Genomic DNA, 17,276 nt, shown 5'->3' on the forward strand with positions numbered 1-17,276 from the left:
CTTTCATACCTTTTTTTTTATGTTGGGATTTAAAAATTTTCTTCTAGTCAGCAGCATTCTAGCCCTTCTCTCTTGTAGCGGATCCGAGGAGTCGCCTGCAGTGAAGCCTGAACCCGTACCTCCAACACCTCCGCCTCAGGCAGTACTTACCGAAGCGGAGCTGATGGACAAGGTCCAGCGTGATGTACTGAGGTATTTCTGGGAATACGCACATCCAGAGTCGAAGCTAACGCGGGAACGCTACCATGTGGATAACCCTGGTTTTGATGCCTCGGTGCTTTCGGCCGGAGGATCGGGTTTTGGTATGCTTAATATCCTGGTGGGTATAAAGAATGGGTACGTGCCGCGCAGTGAGGCGGTAGCACGGCTTACCACTGCCCTTACTTTTCTACAGAATGCAGACCGGTTCCACGGCGCCTGGCCCCATTGGATCAATGGATCTACAGGAAAAGTTCTGCCTTTTTCTGCCAAAGACGATGGAGGAGACCTGGTGGAAACCGCCTTTATAGCACAGGGTCTTATTGCGGTACGTGAGTATTTCAAGAACTCGGCTAATGCGCAGGAAAAAGAGCTTTCCGAAAAAGCCGATACGCTGTGGCGCGCAATCGAGTGGAACTTCTATACCCAAGGAAAAGAGGAGGGCCTGTATTGGCACTGGTCTCCCAACTACGGATTTGAAATGAATATGAAACTGCAGGGCTTTGATGAGACGCTGGTAACCTATATACTTGCGGCCTCCTCGCCTGAGCATTCCATCTCTAAGGTAAACTACGAGCGTGGCTGGGCTCGGTCTGGAGCGGTACGCAGTGCCTCTTCCCAGTACGGAATACCGGTTCTGGCCCAACACAACGGGCAGGGCACTGGGGTAGGGCCCCTCTTTTGGTCGCACTATTCGTTTCTGTGTCTAAATCCAATGGGACTCCAAGACGCGTATCTAGACTATGGAAAAGTAACTACAAACCATGCCCAGATACAGTACCAGTACGCATTGGCCAATCCTAAAAAGTGGAAAGACTACGGCGCCAAGCACTGGGGACTGACCGCAAGCTATTCACGTGCCTCGGACGGGGGTACTACCTATAATGCCCATTCACCCCAGAACGATCTGGGAGTAATTTCTCCTACAGCAGCTCTTTCCTCCATGCCGTTCACTCCTAAGGAGAGCATGCAGCACCTGCGTATGCTCTATGAAGAGAGAGCCTCTTCGCTGGTGGGTGTGGCAGGTCCGTACGATGCCTATGCACCGCATTATAACTGGGTGGCAAACCGCTACCTTGCTATAGACCAAGGAACCATTGGGGTTATGGTAGAGAACCACAAATCCTCTTTTCTGTGGGATTTGTTTATGAATGCACCGGAGATTAAACTGGGACTCAAGAAGCTGGGTTTTACTTCGTCCCGATATACACTTTAAAAATAATTCGCTTATGAAAAAATACATTCTCGCAGTGGGTGTACTTTCCCTAGGTATTGCCTCCTCTTGCCAAAATATGCAAAACCCTGTGGCCAACCACCAGGGGGTGGAGCACAACAAGGAGCAGCATCTGATGGATCAGGTACAAAAGGATGCACTCAAGTATTTTTGGGATTTTGCCGAGCCCAATTCCCTTTTAGCCAGGGAACGCTACCATCAGGACGGAGTTTATCCCCAAAACGATTCGGATGTGGTAACCACTGGCGGAAGTGGTTTTGGTCTAATGTCTCTGCTGGTAGGGGTGGAGAGAGGCTTTATTCCCAGAGCCGAAGCAGTGGATAGACTAACCCATGTAGCGGATTTTCTGGCTTCTGCGGAAAGGCACCACGGTGCATGGTCGCATTGGATCGATGGAAGAAATGGTAAGACGGTTTCCTTTGGTAAAAAAGACGACGGAGGAGATCTGGTAGAAACCGCCTTCCTTGTTCAGGGACTTATTACCGTAAGGGAATACTTTAAGAATGGAACTGCGAAAGAAAAGGCGCTTGCTGAGAAGATGGACGCGCTTTGGAGAGGGGTTGAATGGCAGTGGTATACCAAAGGGGAAAAAGTACTCTATTGGCACTGGTCCCCTAACTACGGATGGGAAATGAATTTTCCTTTGGAAGGATACAATGAGTGCTTAATCACCTATGTACTGGCCGCCTCGTCCCCGACCCATCCCATTGACAGTGAAACCTACTATAAAGGTTGGACCCGTAATGGAACCTACCTCTCAGAGAACAGCAAATACGGTTTAAATTTAATAGTACAGCACAACGGTGCGCAGGAATATGGAGGCCCTTTGTTTTGGGCGCATTACTCGTATCTGGGACTGGATCCTAGGGGGCTATCCGACCGTCTGGTTAAAGATTATTTTGAACTTAACCGCAACCACGTTCTAATTAGCCACCGCTACGCATTGGAAAACCCTAAGAACTTTAAAGGATACGGTGAAAACTATTGGGGTATGACGGCCTCCTACACACGAAATCCCGACGGTTCGGTTGGATACACGGCGCATATGCCTTCCAATGACCGTGGAGTCATTACCCCGACGGCTGCACTTAGTAGTTTTCCATACACCCCTGAGGAATCGATGAATGTGCTGCGGTATTTATACGAGGAGAAAAAAGAATTTATCGGAAGTGCAGGACCGTACGATGCTACCTCCGTGCATTACGATAACTGGACCACTCCACGCTATTTGGCTATCGACCAGGGTACTATTGCACCAATGATTGAAAACCACCGAACGGGCCTTCTTTGGAATCTCTTTATGAATGCACCGGACATTAAGCAAGGTCTTAAAAAACTAGAATTCACCTCTACTAAACACCCTTAATTACCACCATGATGCGTATAAAACAAACACTACTGCTGGGTCTGCTCTCTATTTCCTTAGGGGGAACCCTAGCAAAGGCTCAGGAAACTAAAGCGTATTTTGACCAAAAGATCACCGAGGAAAAAAAGATCGGGTATGTACTAGATTACCCTAAGGATGTAAAGGGTAAACTTCCTCTTATTGTATTTCTCCACGGTTCTGGTGAACGGGGGGACGATTTGGAAAAAGCCAAAGCGCACGGACCTTTTAACTACAAATCGCTACTGGGAGAACCCGTAGCACTGCTGGCCCCACAAACCCCACTTAACGAGTGGTGGGATACCCAGGCCGTATACCACCTAATTGAAGATATTGCTACGCGCTACAATATCGACAGGTCCCGGATTTATCTTACCGGTCTTTCCATGGGGGGATGGGGAAGTTGGAAACTTGCCAATGAACATCCTGAGCTCTTTGCAGCTCTGGCCCCGGTCTGTGCTCCTTCCGATCGCTGGATGCAGGCTACCATCCACCAGTACAAAGACCTTCCTATAAAAATCTTCCATGGTGGTAACGACGATATTGTATCGCCAATGACCTCAATTGATATGTACCAAAAGATCAAACGTATCAATCCTAATGTGGAACTAATTATCTTCCCAGACGATAATCATAATTCGTGGGACTCCACTTATTCCGATCCGGCATTTTACCGCTGGTTGCTCTCGCAGAGAAAACCTCAAATAGTAAGTAATTCAAAAAAATAGTTATGAAAAAATTCATTGGAATTGCACTGCTCAGCCTTTCACCACTCTTTATGGCACAGCAGATTATAAACCAACCGGTACAGACCTTCCAAACGGCTCAGTACCAATCCACTAAAAAGGCTTTTATTGATAATTTAATTGCCCAGATGACGCTTCAAGAGAAGATCGGTCAGCTTAATCTTCCTACCTCAGGAGACTTTACTACCGGACAGGCGCAGAGTTCCAATATTGGAAAGAAAATAGAGCAGGGCCTGGTAGGAGGACTTTTCAATATCAAGGGGGCAGACAAAATTCGTGCAGTACAGAAAGTTGCTGTGGAAAAATCCCGCCTAAAGATCCCTATGATCTTTGGCATGGATGTGATCCATGGATATGAGACCACTTTTCCGATTCCCTTAGGTCTTGCAGCTACTTGGGATACGGACCTGGTCCAGCAGTCTGCGCAGATTGCCGCAAGGGAAGCTGCAGCGGACGGGATTAACTGGACCTTTTCTCCTATGGTGGACATCTCTAGGGAACCCAGGTGGGGAAGAGTCTCGGAAGGTAGCGGCGAAGACCCATTCCTAGCCAGTGAAGTGGCAAAAGCCATGGTGTATGGATACCAAGGAAAAGATCTGGCCCTTAAAAACACCATCCTTGCCTGTGTGAAACACTTTGCTCTTTACGGAGCACCGGAAGGTGGGATGGACTACAACACGGTGGATATGAGCCATACCCGTATGTTCAATGAATATTTCCCTCCGTACAAGGCCGCTGTGGATGCCGGGGTAGGCTCGGTTATGGCGTCCTTCAATGAGGTGGATGGAATACCAGCGACAGGTAACAAATGGCTGATGGACGAGGTCCTTCGCAAGAAATGGGGCTTTGACGGCTTTATCGTAACGGATTATACCGGAATTAACGAAATGGTGGAACACGGCATGGGAGATCTGCAGCAGTCTTCTGCTCTTGCACTCAATGCGGGAATTGATATGGATATGGTAGGGGAAGGCTTTCTCACTACATTGGAAAAATCCTTGAAGGAAGGAAAGGTGAGCGAGGCGCAAATTACCCAGGCTGCACGTAGAATTCTGGAAGCCAAATACGATTTGGGTCTTTTCCAGGATCCGTACCGGTACGGCAATGCAGCGGAAGCCAAGAAAGAAGTGTTCAGCCAGAAGAACCGTGACGCAGCGCGCAGCATAGCGGCGCAGAGTATGGTCTTACTGAAGAATGACAATCAGGTACTTCCATTGAAGAAACAGGGAACTGTAGCTGTTATAGGCCCATTGGTTAATAACTCGGTGAATATGCCCGGAACCTGGAGTGTTGCAACCAAACACGGTTCGGCTGTCACGCTAGTAGATGGTTTGAAGCAGGTGGTAGGTAAAGACGTGAAAATACTTACGGCCAAAGGCTCCAACGTGGAAGATTCAGAGAAGTTGGAGAATATTTACGCTGCACACGGTAAGGTGGTAGACCGCGATAATCGTGGTAAAGAAGTACTACTCAAGGAAGCCGTAGAAGTTGCCTCCAAAGCCGATGTCATTGTCTTGGCTATTGGTGAGAGTGCCGAAATGAGCGGAGAATCCTCTTCAAGAGCGGAAATTACCATTCCTCAGACGCAGGTCGATTTACTCGAGGCTCTTAAGAAAACCGGTAAACCCATCGCCATGGTACTATTCACTGGTAGGCCACTTGCACTATCCAACGTACACGAAACTCCGGATGCTATACTAAATGCGTGGTTTCCTGGAACCGAGGCAGGACTGGCAATAGCCGATGTGCTTTTTGGAAAAGTGAATCCTTCGGGTAAACTCCCGATGACATTCCCTAGAAGCCTGGGACAAGTTCCTATCTACTACAACCATAAGAATACGGGAAGGCCATTGAATCCGCAGAAAGTAGAGAAATGTGAATACGAACGATTCCGTGCCAACTACATGGACGAGTGTAATACTCCGCTTTATCCTTTTGGTTATGGATTAAGCTACACCTCGTTTACCTATTCGGAGCCGCGCGTCTCCAAAGAGCGTCCTAAAGGAAACGACAAACTCCAGGTAAGCGTGGATGTCTCTAACACAGGATCGTACGATGGTGCCGAAGTGGTACAGCTATATGTTAGGGACCTGGTAGGTTCCAATACCCGTCCTGTGAAAGAACTGAAAGGGTTTGAGAAGGTGCTGCTTAAGAAGGGAGAAACCAAAACCGTTACTTTTACCCTGACCCCGGAAGATCTGAAGTTTTACGACCACAAGCTTAATTACGAGTGGGAAGAAGGTGAATTTGATATCATGGTAGGAACTAATTCCGCTGAGGTAAAATCCAAACGCATCTACTGGTCCAAATAAGTAAAAATCAATCATAGAATTCTGCTCCTGTACGTTACGTATTCAGGGGCAGTTTTTCTTTTGAGACAGTATAATTTGCTACGTACTCCCTGCCGCAATTCTTTTCTTTCTCGAGAAATTTGACTAATTTTGTCGTAGATCAAAAAACGACTAATTTCGATGAATTCGTACAAAAATCCTTTGGAGGAGCGTTATTCCAGTGAGGAGATGCTTTTTAACTTTTCCCACAACAATAAGTTCCGCACCTGGCGAAAGCTATGGATTGCTTTGGCAGAGATCCAGAAGGATTTAGGTCTGGATATTACCGAGGCACAGATAAATGAGCTTAAAGCGGCTCAGGACTTGATTGATTACGATCTGGCTGCCAAGTACGAAAAGAAGTTTCGGCACGATGTAATGGCCCATGTCCACACCTACGGTGATGCTGCCCCAGGAGCTAAGGGCATTATTCATCTGGGCGCTACATCGGCTTTCGTTGGAGACAACACAGACTTAATTCAGATTCGCGACGGTCTTCTCATACTACGTAAGAAACTGGTCAACGTGATGGAAAGTCTTAAGGACTTTGCGCTGGAGTATAAGGATCTCCCTACACTGGGATTCACCCATTTTCAACCGGCCCAATTAACCACCGTAGGAAAGAGAGCCACCTTATGGCTTCAGTCACTTGTTTTGGATTTGGAAGAGATGGAGTTTTTCCTCGATACCTTGCGTTTTCGCGGTGTAAAAGGTACTACCGGTACGGCAGCAAGTTTTTTGGAACTCTTCGAGTCGGATTATTCCAAGGTACAGCATCTGGACCGAGAACTTTCCAGAAGGTTTGGATTTGAAAAAGTGTTTGGCGTTTCGGGTCAGACCTACGACCGTAAAGTAGATGCCAAAGTGGTGGCACTGCTCTCCAATATTGCGCAATCGGCCCATAAGTTTACCAATGATTTACGTCTGCTCCAGAATCTAAAAGAAATAGAGGAGCCGTTTGAAAAGGACCAAATAGGTTCTTCCGCAATGGCTTATAAAAGAAATCCGATGCGCTCGGAGCGTATCGGAGCGCTTTCCAAGTATGTTATGTCCCTCTCATCGAGCTCTGCAATGGTGGCTTCCACGCAATGGTTCGAACGCACCCTGGACGACAGTGCAAACAAACGACTCACCATCCCACAGGCATTTCTGGCCGTGGATGCGATTCTTCTTATCTGGCACAACATCCTGAACGGAATTGTGGTATATCCCAACCGTATCAAGAAACATATCATGGAAGAGCTTCCTTTTATGGCTACCGAATACATCATCATGGAAGAGGTCAAGGCTGGAGGTGACCGACAAGAGATCCATGAAATTATCCGTCAGCACTCTATGGAAGCAAGCAAGAAGGTTAAGATGGACGGAGAGGAAAACGACCTCTTGGAGCGGATTCTTGCAGATACTACGCTGCGCCTGGACAAGACCAAGTTGATGCAGGTACTGGACCCTAAGAATTTTATTGGCTTCGCACCCGTCCAGACGCAGGAATTTATTGATAACGAAATAGCGCCTCTGCTGAAAAAGTACGCTCAGGATCTGGGCATGCAGACCGAACTTAAAGTGTAACCTACATGCAGTCTTCTGGGCTGCATATTTTTTTAAACGGCCTTGTTGTAAGATGCCATTTATTATTCCCTGTGAGGAAGAACTGCTATGAAAAAAAGAATATTTGTTGAGAAGCGTGGTCTCTTTGATGTAGAAAGTCCTAAAGTGATGGACGAGATTAAATCGATAGATTCCTCCATCACTGGGGTTAAGGTGTATAATATCTACGATATTTTTGGTATTGAACCTAGCCAGTATGAGAAAGCTCTATACAGCACCTTCGTGGACCCGGTGATGGATCAGCTCCATGAGGAAAATCCTGCCCAGGCCCACTATTTTGCGATGGAATACCTTCCGGGACAGTACGACCAGAGAGCGGACTCCGCGCAGCAGTGCATTGCACTTCTAACCGGTAATACTACGGCGCAGGTGCGCAGTGGAAAGCTCATTGAAGTACTCGGAGCTTCCAAGGCGGTGGTAGAGGAGGTGGCAAAGTCTCTAATCAATAAAGTGGAGAGTCAGGAAAAAGACCTTCAGATACTGGAAATCCCGACGCAAAGTACGCCACAACCAGTACTCTACCACGAGGGCTTTACTACCTGGGGCCCCAGCGAACTGGAAGCGTTTTACTATCAGGAAGCGTTTTCCTTTGGCCTAGACGACTTGTATCATATCCAGAGTTATTTTATTTCTGAGAAGAGAGATCCCTCGCAGACCGAGCTAAAAATGCTAGATACCTACTGGAGTGACCATTGCCGACATACCACCTTTGAAACGGAGCTTACAGACATTGAATTCCAAGGCCCCTACAAGGAGGTTCTCGAGCGAATCTTTACCCACTACAAGCAGACGCGCAGAGCCTTAGGGCGAGAGCACCGCTCGATTTCCCTTATGGATATCGGTACTTTAGCTGCTAAATACCTCTACCAGAACGCACAGCTGTCTAACTTGGTAATCTCCGAAGAAATCAATGCATGTACGGTAGAAATAGAGGCCGAATACGACGGTAGGAAGGAACCTTGGTACCTTCTCTTTAAAAACGAAACCCATAACCACCCCACCGAGATAGAACCCTTTGGGGGTGCTTCGACGTGCCTTGGAGGCGCCATCAGGGATCCCCTCTCGGGACGTTCCTATGTCTACCAAGCGATGCGTCTTTCGGGCGCTGCCAATGTGCTGGAACCTCTCGACCAAACCCTCAAGGGCAAACTGCCACAGAGAACCATTTCCAAACAGGCAGCCAACGGATATTCTTCCTATGGAAACCAGATCGGACTTGCCACCACACAGGTAAGTGAAATTTACCATCCTGGCTATAAGGCCAAGCGTATGGAAGTAGGGTTTGTAGTTGGGGCCGTACCACAGGATTGGGTGCGCCGTGAGACGCCTGTGCCTGGTGATAAAGTCATAGTTCTGGGAGGAGCTACCGGAAGAGACGGTGTGGGTGGCGCAACAGGAAGCAGTAAAGAGCAGGACGAGACCTCCATACACACTCTCTCTACGGAGGTGCAAAAAGGTAATGCGGTCGAGGAGCGCAAGATTCAGCGTCTTTTCCGCAATCCGGAGGTCACCAAACTTATTAAAAAATCCAACGATTTTGGTGCAGGGGGAGTGAGCGTGGCCATTGGGGAGATAGCCCAAAGTCTGGAGATTAATCTAGATACCATGCCTTTGAAGTATGAGGGACTCAATGGTACAGAACTCGCTATTTCCGAATCCCAGGAGCGCATGGCCGTGGTCGTCTCGGCCGGCCAGGAGAAAAAGTTTATTGAACTGTGTGCAAAGGAGAACATTCACGCCTTCACTATTGCTGAAATCACAGATACCGGAAGGCTGCGTATGTATTGGAGAGGAGAGAAAATTGTAGATCTAAGCAGGGAATTTCTAGATACCAATGGGTGCAAGAAAGTACAAGCAGCAAAGGTTACCCACCTTAAGCCAGTGCAAAGCATTCCAAAGAGTTTCTCCATGACCGCGCTCAAAGAAGAACTTAAGCAACTCAATACTGCCTCCCAGAAAGGCCTAAGTGAAATGTTTGATTCCTCGGTAGGTGCTACCACTGTAGCCATGCCTTTTGGAGGAACCTTTCAGCAGACGCCCATGGAAGGAAGTGTCCAGACCCTCCCCGTGTTAGGAGCCAGGGACATAGAGACGGTTTCTCTGGCAAGCTGGGGATTTGACCCCTACCTGTCCGAACAAAATTCTCTGCTCGGCGCCTCGTACGCCGTAGTGGAAAGTGTGGCCAAAGTGGTGGCCATGGGTGGGGAGCGAAAAAATATACGACTGAGTTTCCAGGAATATTTTGAGAAGCTAGGCACCGACTCCAGTAAATGGGGCAAACCACTCTCTTCGCTACTGGGGGCCTTCGATGCACAGATGCAACTAGGACTTGCTGCCATAGGCGGAAAAGACAGTATGAGTGGAACGTATCAGGATTTGACTGTTCCTCCGACCCTTATTTCGTTTGCCTGTGCGCACGGCAGAAAAAGCCATATCATTTCTCCGGAATTTAAATCACCCGGAAACACCCTATACTTCTACCACCACAAAGCACAAAGGGATGCAATGCCTAACTACGAGGAACTGAAAGAGGTCTACGACCTAGTGCACAAAGCCATTGCAGAGGGGAGCATCGTAGCGGCCAAGACCATTAAAGACGGAGGCCTTGCCGGCGCACTGTCCGTAATGTCGTTTGGAAACAAATTAGGAGCGAAGGTTACGGCTCAGGAGCAGGTCCTGTTTGAGAAAAACATTGGTTCTTTGGTACTTGAGGCCCAAGGCGAAATAGACCATCCGCTGCTTAAGAAAATTGGAACGGTCTGCTCTTCTTCACTTTTAGAGATCAATGGGGAAGTGATGGAAATTGATGATCTGTTATCAGCTTATACCTCTACTTTTGAGGAGCTCTTTCCCACTAAAGAAAAGACCAGAGTGATTCTAGAGCCACCCGCAGGGAAGGCAACAGGTCTACAGGTCGTGATCAAGAAGCATGGCTTTGGAACTCCGCAGGTATTTGCACCTATTTTCCCGGGAACCAACTGTGAATACGAAACCCAGAATGCCTTTGCACAGGAGGGCGCCCGCGTGGTTAGTTCCCCACTGGTGAATCTTTCTGCCCAGCATCTCAATGAAAGCATTGCTACTTGGGTAGAACATATAGAGCGTTCGCAGATCGTGGTTTTTTCTGGAGGATTTTCTGCAGGGGACGAGCCGGATGGTAGTGCTAAATTCATTGTCAACGTTCTAAAGAACGATCGCATGCAGGATGCCATTGCTGCTCTCTTAGAGCGCGACGGGATGATTTTAGGAATTTGCAACGGTTTTCAGGCCCTTGTGAAGTCTGGTTTGCTGCCTTATGGACGCATAAGGGATTTAGATCAAAATTCACCGACTCTAGCGCACAATGCCATCGGTCGGCATATCTCCCAGATGGTTCATGTAAAGGTACTCAACGACCAAAGTCCTTGGCTTACAGGCGATAAAGGTAAGGTCTTCACAGTCCCTATATCGCACGGAGAGGGCCGTTTCGTTGCCTCGGAGTCGGTGCTTGCATCCTTGTTTGAAGCGGGACAGGTGGCAACGCAGTATGTGGATTTGGAAGGACAGGTGGCCCATGGCATGCCTTTCAACCCGAACAATTCGCTTATGGGAATCGAGGGTGTGACTTCAAGAGACGGAAAAATTTACGGAAGGATGAGTCATCCGGAACGCGTAGCAAAAGGCCTGATGCGCAATATTCCAGGTGCAGACTATCATAATATTTTCCGAAACGGCGTACTCTATTTCAAGGGGTAGAGCACAGCCCACTGTTTTACCGCAGTAAAAGAGCTGCAACGTAGGGGTAGTATACTACAACTCCTACAATGAGTGCCAGTGCGGCGCAGAGTAAAACAGCTCCTGCGCATAGGTCCTTCACAAGACCTATGATGGGATGGTGGGAAGGATGCAAAGCGTCGCAGAGTTTTTCTACCGCCGTATTAAGTGTCTCGGCAAAGAGAACCAAAAGACAGACCGAGAGAATCATCAATGTCTTTAAAAGCGGTACTTCTAGTACTACGATCAGTACAAGATTTAGTAGAAGAGCTGCCACCTCAATCTGAAAATTCCGCTCAGAGCGTAGAAGGTGTACAAGGCCCGACAAGGCATTGCTTAGGCTGCTGGCAAAGGAAGTTTTTTTACTGCGCATAGAGTAAAGATAAGAGATTTATAGAGACTGGAAACAGGCAGAGAGTTCTGCGGCTTGAATCCTAAAAAGTAAATGTTTCCTATGGTCTAATGTAGAGTCAATTTGTTATATTTGTAAAAATTAATTCAAATCTATGAAGTTTATTGTTTCAAGTGGAGAACTGCAAAAAGCGCTTCAAACCGTCAGTGGAGTGATATCCAATTCACAATCCCGGCCTATCCTGGAAAACTATCTGTTCACACTGGAGCAGAACAGTCTTCAGATTACTGCATCGGACGGGGAGACTACGCTGGTTACTTCCCTTGAGGTAAAGTCCGAGAACAGCGGAAAGATAGCTGTACCGGCAAAAATATTTCAGGACTTTTTAAAAACCTACGGCGAGCAGCCGCTGACCCTTTCGGTAAAAGACAATCCAGAATCGGGAGGAAGCTTACTTGAGATTCTTGACGAGAAGGACAATTTCGCCGTGGCGCTTGACAATGCCGAGGACTACCCTGAACTTCCTGAATTTGATGCGGCGCGCAGTGTGACCCTTCCGGCGGGAGTGCTCTCAGAGGCACTGTCCAATACCCTTTTTGCCACTTCCAACGATTCGCTTCGCCCGATGATGACCGGAGTACTTTTCCAGTTTACGGAGAACGAAACCAATTTTGTTTCCACGGATTCCCACCGCCTGGTGGTATACAGCCGCAAAGACTTGGTAGCCGAACCTATGGAATTCATCCTACCTAAGAAGCCCCTGAGCCTTTTCAGAGGTATACTTTCCAATTCCTCAGAGGATGTTGTGATCGAATTCAGTGATAATATGGCTAAATTTTCCTTCTCCACTCATGTATGGATTTGTAGGCTGATTGACGGGAAGTTCCCTAATTATGCTGCGGTTATTCCTAAGGAAAGTCCTAATGTGCTTATAATCAATCGTAATTTATTGCTCGGCGCTATTCGTAGAGCATCCATCATGTCCAATAAGTCTACTAATCAAGTTCGTTTCAAGCTTTCAGGCAATATTCTACACCTTCATGCGGAGGATACCGAGTTTGCAAATAAAGCGGACATGCAGATTCCTTGTGATTACAATGGTGAGGATATCAATATAGGGTTCAGTTCGAAGTTTCTAACGGAAATGCTAACAGTATTGACTTCGGAGGATATTACCATGAAACTTTCCCAGCCAAACCGTCCGGGAATTGTAGAACCTCTTGATGGACTGGAGCAGAGTGAGCATCTTTTAATGCTATCCATGCCTGTGATCGGCATGTAAGGAATACTCCCAAACAAACTAATGAGATCCGAACCCACGTTCGGATCTTTTGTATTTTGGAGGCATAATTTTCCTGTGTGCCCTAAATTCACGATATTTGCACTCGAAATTAACGCAAAACACAGACTGCATGAAGATCTCCAGTAACTGGCTAAAAGATTATATAACAACGGACCTCAAGACCGAACGTATTGGGGAACTTCTCACCGACATAGGCCTGGAAGTGGAAGGTATCACTCCGTACGAGAGCATCCCTGGAGGGCTTTCTGGAGTGCTGGTAGGGAAGGTACTCACCTGTCAAAAGCACCCCAATGCAGACAAACTAAATACCACAACGGTAGATGTGGGTGGAGGGGAAATTCTTTCCATTGTCTGTGGAGCGCCCAACGTGGCTGCAGGCCAAACCGTGGCAGTGGCAACGGTAGGTACAACTTTGTATGGCGACCAAGGACAGGAACTGGTAATCAAGGAAGCTAAAATCCGCGGAGAGAAGTCCCAAGGGATGCTCTGCTCGGAGAAGGAACTTTCCCTTGGCGAAGACCAAAGCGGTATACTAGTTCTGGATCCCGCCAAGTACCAGGTAGGTACGCCTCTTTCACAGTACTTTGATTTGGTTTCGGATCAGATTCTTGAAATTGGACTTACTCCAAACCGCACCGACGCCATGTCCCATTACGGTGTGGCACGGGATCTTCACGCCTATCTCACATCGAACGCCTTAAAATCCCAACTGGAAAAGCCTTCTAAATTCTCCCTGGAATCAGAAGGTGAGAGCGGTATTTCATTAGTAGTGGAGGATAGTGAATTAGCACCACGTTATCTAGGCGCCGTGCTTGAGAACGTAACCGTAGAGGAATCACCAGAGTGGCTCCAAAACCGACTCCGCTCTATAGGTCTTGCACCGATAAACAACGTAGTAGATATTACCAACTATATCCTGCACAGTGTGGGACAACCACTTCATGCATTCGATGCTGCGAAAATAAAAAAAGCGCAGGTACGGGTTGGAACAGTTCCTAATGGAACGCTTTTTACCACACTCGACGGCGTGGAGCGTATACTTCAGGGTACGGAGATACTTATTAAGGACGGTGAAAATAACCCACTCTGTATTGCCGGTGTTTTTGGTGGAAAAAATTCTGGAGTGGAGAGTTCCACTACCACGGTCTTTTTGGAAAGTGCCTACTTTGACCCCGTTGCAGTACGTAAAGCAGCTAAGGCCCATGGTCTTAGTACCGATGCCTCATTTCGATTTGAGCGCGGGGTAGATCCGGAAATGGTTCGCAGCGCCCTGGGCATGGCGGTACACCTTATACAGGAGATTGCAGGAGGTTCCCTTGTTGGAAGCATTCTGGAAGCCGATACGCTATCCGACACAGGGCATTATGTGGTTCTTCGTTACTCCATGTTGGATCTGATCTTAGGAGTAAAGATACACCGCGAGAAGGTCAAAGAAATTCTTCGTTCTTTGGAGATTGTTATACTCAATGAGATCACTAACGGACTGGAACTTCAGGTACCTGCTTTCAAAGCGGATGTCACCCGCGAGATCGATGTAATCGAGGAGGTACTTCGCATTTACGGCTACAATAAAGTAGAGGCACCTTCAAAATTTAATTTCACGCCGCATAAAAAAGAGAAATCAACCAAGGAGCAGCTGGAGAATTATCTTGCGCGGATGCTTCAAGGAAATGGTTTTTTCGAAGTGATGAATAACTCCCTCACCTCCCTAAAAGATACTCCTAAAGCAGTAAAATTATTAAATCCCCTCTCCAATGAGCTGGCTATGATGCGCCAATCTTTACTGGAAGGTTTGCTGGAGAACGCCGCATACAACAGCAACCGTAAGTCTTCGGACCTTAAGTTATTCGAACTGGGTAAGATTTATTATAAAGAGGATGGTTACCAGGAAAGAAAGCAGCTTGCACTACTACTTACCGGTAAAGAAAATACAGAGAACTGGATACAGAAGAAGGTAGTGAGTGACTTTTACTATCTGAAGTCTTATGTACTGCTTCTTTTAGAGAAACTCACCCTTCCATTGGAGGAAGAGCATCTTGAAGACAGCCGTTTTGTCCAAGGACTCCAGATCCAGGCCCAGGGTAAAACGCTGGCCCGGATGGGGCAAGTTTCCACTGCACTGTGTAAGGAATTTGACCTGGCACAGGACTGTTTTTATGCAGAGCTAGAGCTTGAGAATCTCCACAGTTTGCTTTTAGAAACGCAGCTGAAGTTCCGGACCCTTCCGAAATTTAATGCGGTACGAAGGGATCTTGCTCTACTGGTGGATTCCACTACTACGTTTGGGGAACTGCAAAAGGCATCATACAGTATTAATTCGCCGTATTTACGCTCTGTGGGGCTTTTCGATGTATACGAAGGGGCAAACCTCCCAGAGGGAAAAAAATCCTATGCGCTGAACTTTTCTTTGCTTAGTGAAGAAAAGACCCTAGAAGAAAAGGAAATCGCACAGGTGATGCAGCAACTTGTTGCACTCTTCGAAAAGAAATTTACGGCGCAGCTAAGAGGGTAGTACTTTCGTAGCTGTAAGAACTGGAAGGCAAGTGGCATGTGCTTTGTAACGGTAGTCTCAGAGCGTCTGATTTACAATAGGCATTCCGTTTTTATTTCTTAAATTTGAATTAAATACCTGTTTATGAAAAAAGTACTGTTGTTCGCACTGTTATTTGTGCTTGTAGTTTCGTGTAATGTACTCCCATCGGGAAGTAAGGTAGGTTCTAAACAAGTAGCGATCAGTTCCACGCAGTGGCAACTGGCGGACCAGGTAAAAGGCAAGACGCCCACCCTTATTCTCGAGCAGGACCGCATCTCAGGAAATGCGGGATGTAATAATTATTTCGGTACGCTTTCTCTCAACGCCTCTAATGGTGGTTTTTCCGTAACTCGTATAGGCTCGACAAAAATGGCTTGTGAGGATATGATGACTGAAACAAACTTTCTGCAGGCTCTTTCCCAGGTGGATACCTATGTTGTGAATCAGGGAGTACTTGAGCTCTATAAGGGCAATTTGCTGTTGATGAAATTCAATCGTTTTACTCCATAGATTTTCTTTAGTGGGCTTTTGTCCACACTCCATAAAAGAAGGCCAACCTTAATGAATTTAGGGTTGGCCTTTGTGTATGAATTCGTAGGGAAATTATTCCTCGTCTTCTTCTTCGTCGTATTTAGCAAGTTCCTCATCACACCATACGAAAGCTTGTTCTACCACCTTGGTAGCTTCATCGGCCATGGTTTCCTCATCGTCACCTTCCAAATCATCCAACCATTCTACTTCTTCCTCTTCTACGTTAAGGATGAAACGTGGATATTCGGTGTGTACTACAAATAAATCTTCCGGCATTTCGGAATTATCGGCAAGTAAAAATTTAGGTAATTTCATTTTCTTAGGGTTTATTTTAATCAAAGATAAACAAATTTGCTTTAGCGAAGGTGGAGCGTTTTTTAAATTATGTTAAAATTCGGGTCCGAACATTGTGGATACTTTCTCTGCTTTTTTGCTCTGGGAGTAGTCGTAGAAACCCTCTCCGGACTTCACGCCTAATTTTCCAGCCTGCACCATATTGACCAGTAAAGGATTGGGTGCATATTTAGGGTTCTTAAAGCCATCGTACAGTACATTGAGAATGGCAAGACATACGTCCAAACCAATGAAATCGGCAAGTTGCAGCGGTCCCATTGGGTGCGCCATTCCTAATTTCATAACGGTATCGATTTGCTGGACACCCGCTACTCGGTTGTAGAGGGTTTCAATAGCTTCATTAATCATTGGCATCAGTATACGGTTGGCGACAAAACCAGGATAGTCGTTGGCCTCTACCGGCACTTTTCCCAAGGTTTCAGAGAGGTTGTAGATCTGTTCGAAAGTCTGCTTTGAAGTAGAATACCCTTTGATCACTTCTACCAGCTTCATGACCGGAACCGGATTCATGAAGTGCATTCCTATCACTTTATCCGGTCTCTGTGTAACGGAGGCTATCTCAGTAATGGAAATGGAGGAAGTATTGGTAGCAAGGATACATCCCTCAGGAGCCAGAGAGTCCATTTCTTTAAATATGCGAAATTTCAGTTCCTTGTTTTCTGTTGCAGCTTCCACAATGAGTTCCGCTTGCCTCGCAGCCTGGGAGAGCTCGGTATAGGTATTAATATTTGCAAGGGTGTTGTCTTTGTCTTGGGAAGAAATGGTCTGCTTGGACACCATGCGGTCCAAATTCTTTTCAATCGTCTGCATTCCTTTTTCCAGCGCTGAGGCCGATACATCCACTAAAGAGACGCTAAAACCGCTTTGTGCGAACGTATGGGCAATTCCATTTCCCATGGTTCCTGCGCCGATTACTACAACTTGTTTCATTGGATTTTGATTTATTATTA

At 46.9% G+C, this 17,276-nt stretch carries 12 protein-coding genes; 9 read left to right on the forward strand and 3 right to left on the reverse strand.

Going from position 1 to position 17,276, the window contains the following annotated elements; all coding sequences use genetic code 11:
• Nucleotides 1–19: 19 nt before the first annotated feature.
• The 6 genes from IC612_RS00170 to IC612_RS00195 all read left to right on the forward strand — a co-directional run bounded on the left by IC612_RS00170 (nucleotide 20) and on the right by IC612_RS00195 (nucleotide 11,235).
• Complete coding sequence (locus tag IC612_RS00170; RefSeq protein WP_194738149.1) at nucleotides 20–1,414, forward strand: glucoamylase family protein; 1,395 nt, start codon at nucleotides 20–22, stop codon at nucleotides 1,412–1,414.
• 13 nt (nucleotides 1,415–1,427) lie between these two features.
• Nucleotides 1,428–2,798, forward strand: a complete 1,371-nt coding sequence (locus tag IC612_RS00175; protein ID WP_194738150.1) for a glucoamylase family protein — start codon at nucleotides 1,428–1,430, stop codon at nucleotides 2,796–2,798.
• Nucleotides 2,799–2,806: 8 nt separating this feature from the next.
• Nucleotides 2,807–3,544 (forward strand): carboxylesterase family protein, encoded by a 738-nt coding sequence (locus IC612_RS00180; RefSeq protein WP_228512809.1) that lies wholly within the window; start codon nucleotides 2,807–2,809, stop codon nucleotides 3,542–3,544.
• 2 nt (nucleotides 3,545–3,546) lie between these two features.
• The gene (gene bglX / locus IC612_RS00185; RefSeq protein ID WP_194738151.1) at nucleotides 3,547–5,874 is read left to right on the forward strand and encodes a beta-glucosidase BglX; all 2,328 of its coding nucleotides are present in this window, start codon (nucleotides 3,547–3,549) and stop codon (nucleotides 5,872–5,874) included.
• 159 nt (nucleotides 5,875–6,033) lie between these two features.
• Complete coding sequence (purB, locus tag IC612_RS00190) at nucleotides 6,034–7,461, forward strand: adenylosuccinate lyase (protein ID WP_194738152.1); 1,428 nt, start codon at nucleotides 6,034–6,036, stop codon at nucleotides 7,459–7,461.
• Between the two features lie 87 nt (nucleotides 7,462–7,548).
• Nucleotides 7,549–11,235: a phosphoribosylformylglycinamidine synthase gene (locus IC612_RS00195; RefSeq protein WP_194738153.1), complete on the forward strand. Its 3,687-nt coding sequence runs from the start codon at nucleotides 7,549–7,551 to the stop codon at nucleotides 11,233–11,235.
• A gap of 16 nt (nucleotides 11,236–11,251) precedes the next feature.
• On the opposite strand, the gene IC612_RS00200 is transcribed toward IC612_RS00195, so the two are convergent.
• Nucleotides 11,252–11,626: a diacylglycerol kinase gene (locus IC612_RS00200; RefSeq protein WP_194738154.1), complete on the reverse strand. Its 375-nt coding sequence runs from the start codon at nucleotides 11,624–11,626 to the stop codon at nucleotides 11,252–11,254.
• A 133-nt stretch (nucleotides 11,627–11,759) separates the two neighbouring features.
• Here IC612_RS00200 and dnaN point away from each other — a divergent pair, with 133 nt between their 5' ends.
• The 3 genes from dnaN to IC612_RS00215 all read left to right on the forward strand — a co-directional run bounded on the left by dnaN (nucleotide 11,760) and on the right by IC612_RS00215 (nucleotide 15,951).
• Entirely contained in the window at nucleotides 11,760–12,887 is a 1,128-nt protein-coding gene (dnaN, locus tag IC612_RS00205) for a DNA polymerase III subunit beta (protein ID WP_194738155.1), read from the forward strand.
• 130 nt (nucleotides 12,888–13,017) lie between these two features.
• A complete protein-coding gene (gene pheT / locus IC612_RS00210; protein WP_194738156.1) occupies nucleotides 13,018–15,420 on the forward strand; it encodes a phenylalanine--tRNA ligase subunit beta in 2,403 nt (800 codons plus the stop codon).
• A 123-nt stretch (nucleotides 15,421–15,543) separates the two neighbouring features.
• Nucleotides 15,544–15,951 (forward strand): META domain-containing protein, encoded by a 408-nt coding sequence (locus IC612_RS00215; RefSeq protein ID WP_194738157.1) that lies wholly within the window; start codon nucleotides 15,544–15,546, stop codon nucleotides 15,949–15,951.
• A 93-nt stretch (nucleotides 15,952–16,044) separates the two neighbouring features.
• Here IC612_RS00215 and IC612_RS00220 read toward each other — a convergent pair whose 3' ends face one another.
• Nucleotides 16,045–16,287, reverse strand: coding sequence for a hypothetical protein (locus IC612_RS00220; protein ID WP_194738158.1), 243 nt, complete (start codon nucleotides 16,285–16,287; stop codon nucleotides 16,045–16,047).
• A gap of 72 nt (nucleotides 16,288–16,359) precedes the next feature.
• Nucleotides 16,360–17,256 (reverse strand): 3-hydroxyacyl-CoA dehydrogenase family protein, encoded by an 897-nt coding sequence (locus IC612_RS00225; protein ID WP_194738159.1) that lies wholly within the window; start codon nucleotides 17,254–17,256, stop codon nucleotides 16,360–16,362.
• Nucleotides 17,257–17,276 lie beyond the last annotated feature (20 nt).

This window comes from Planobacterium oryzisoli (assembly GCF_015354315.1).
Taxonomy (GTDB): Bacteria; Bacteroidota; Bacteroidia; order Flavobacteriales; family Weeksellaceae; genus Planobacterium_A; species Planobacterium_A oryzisoli.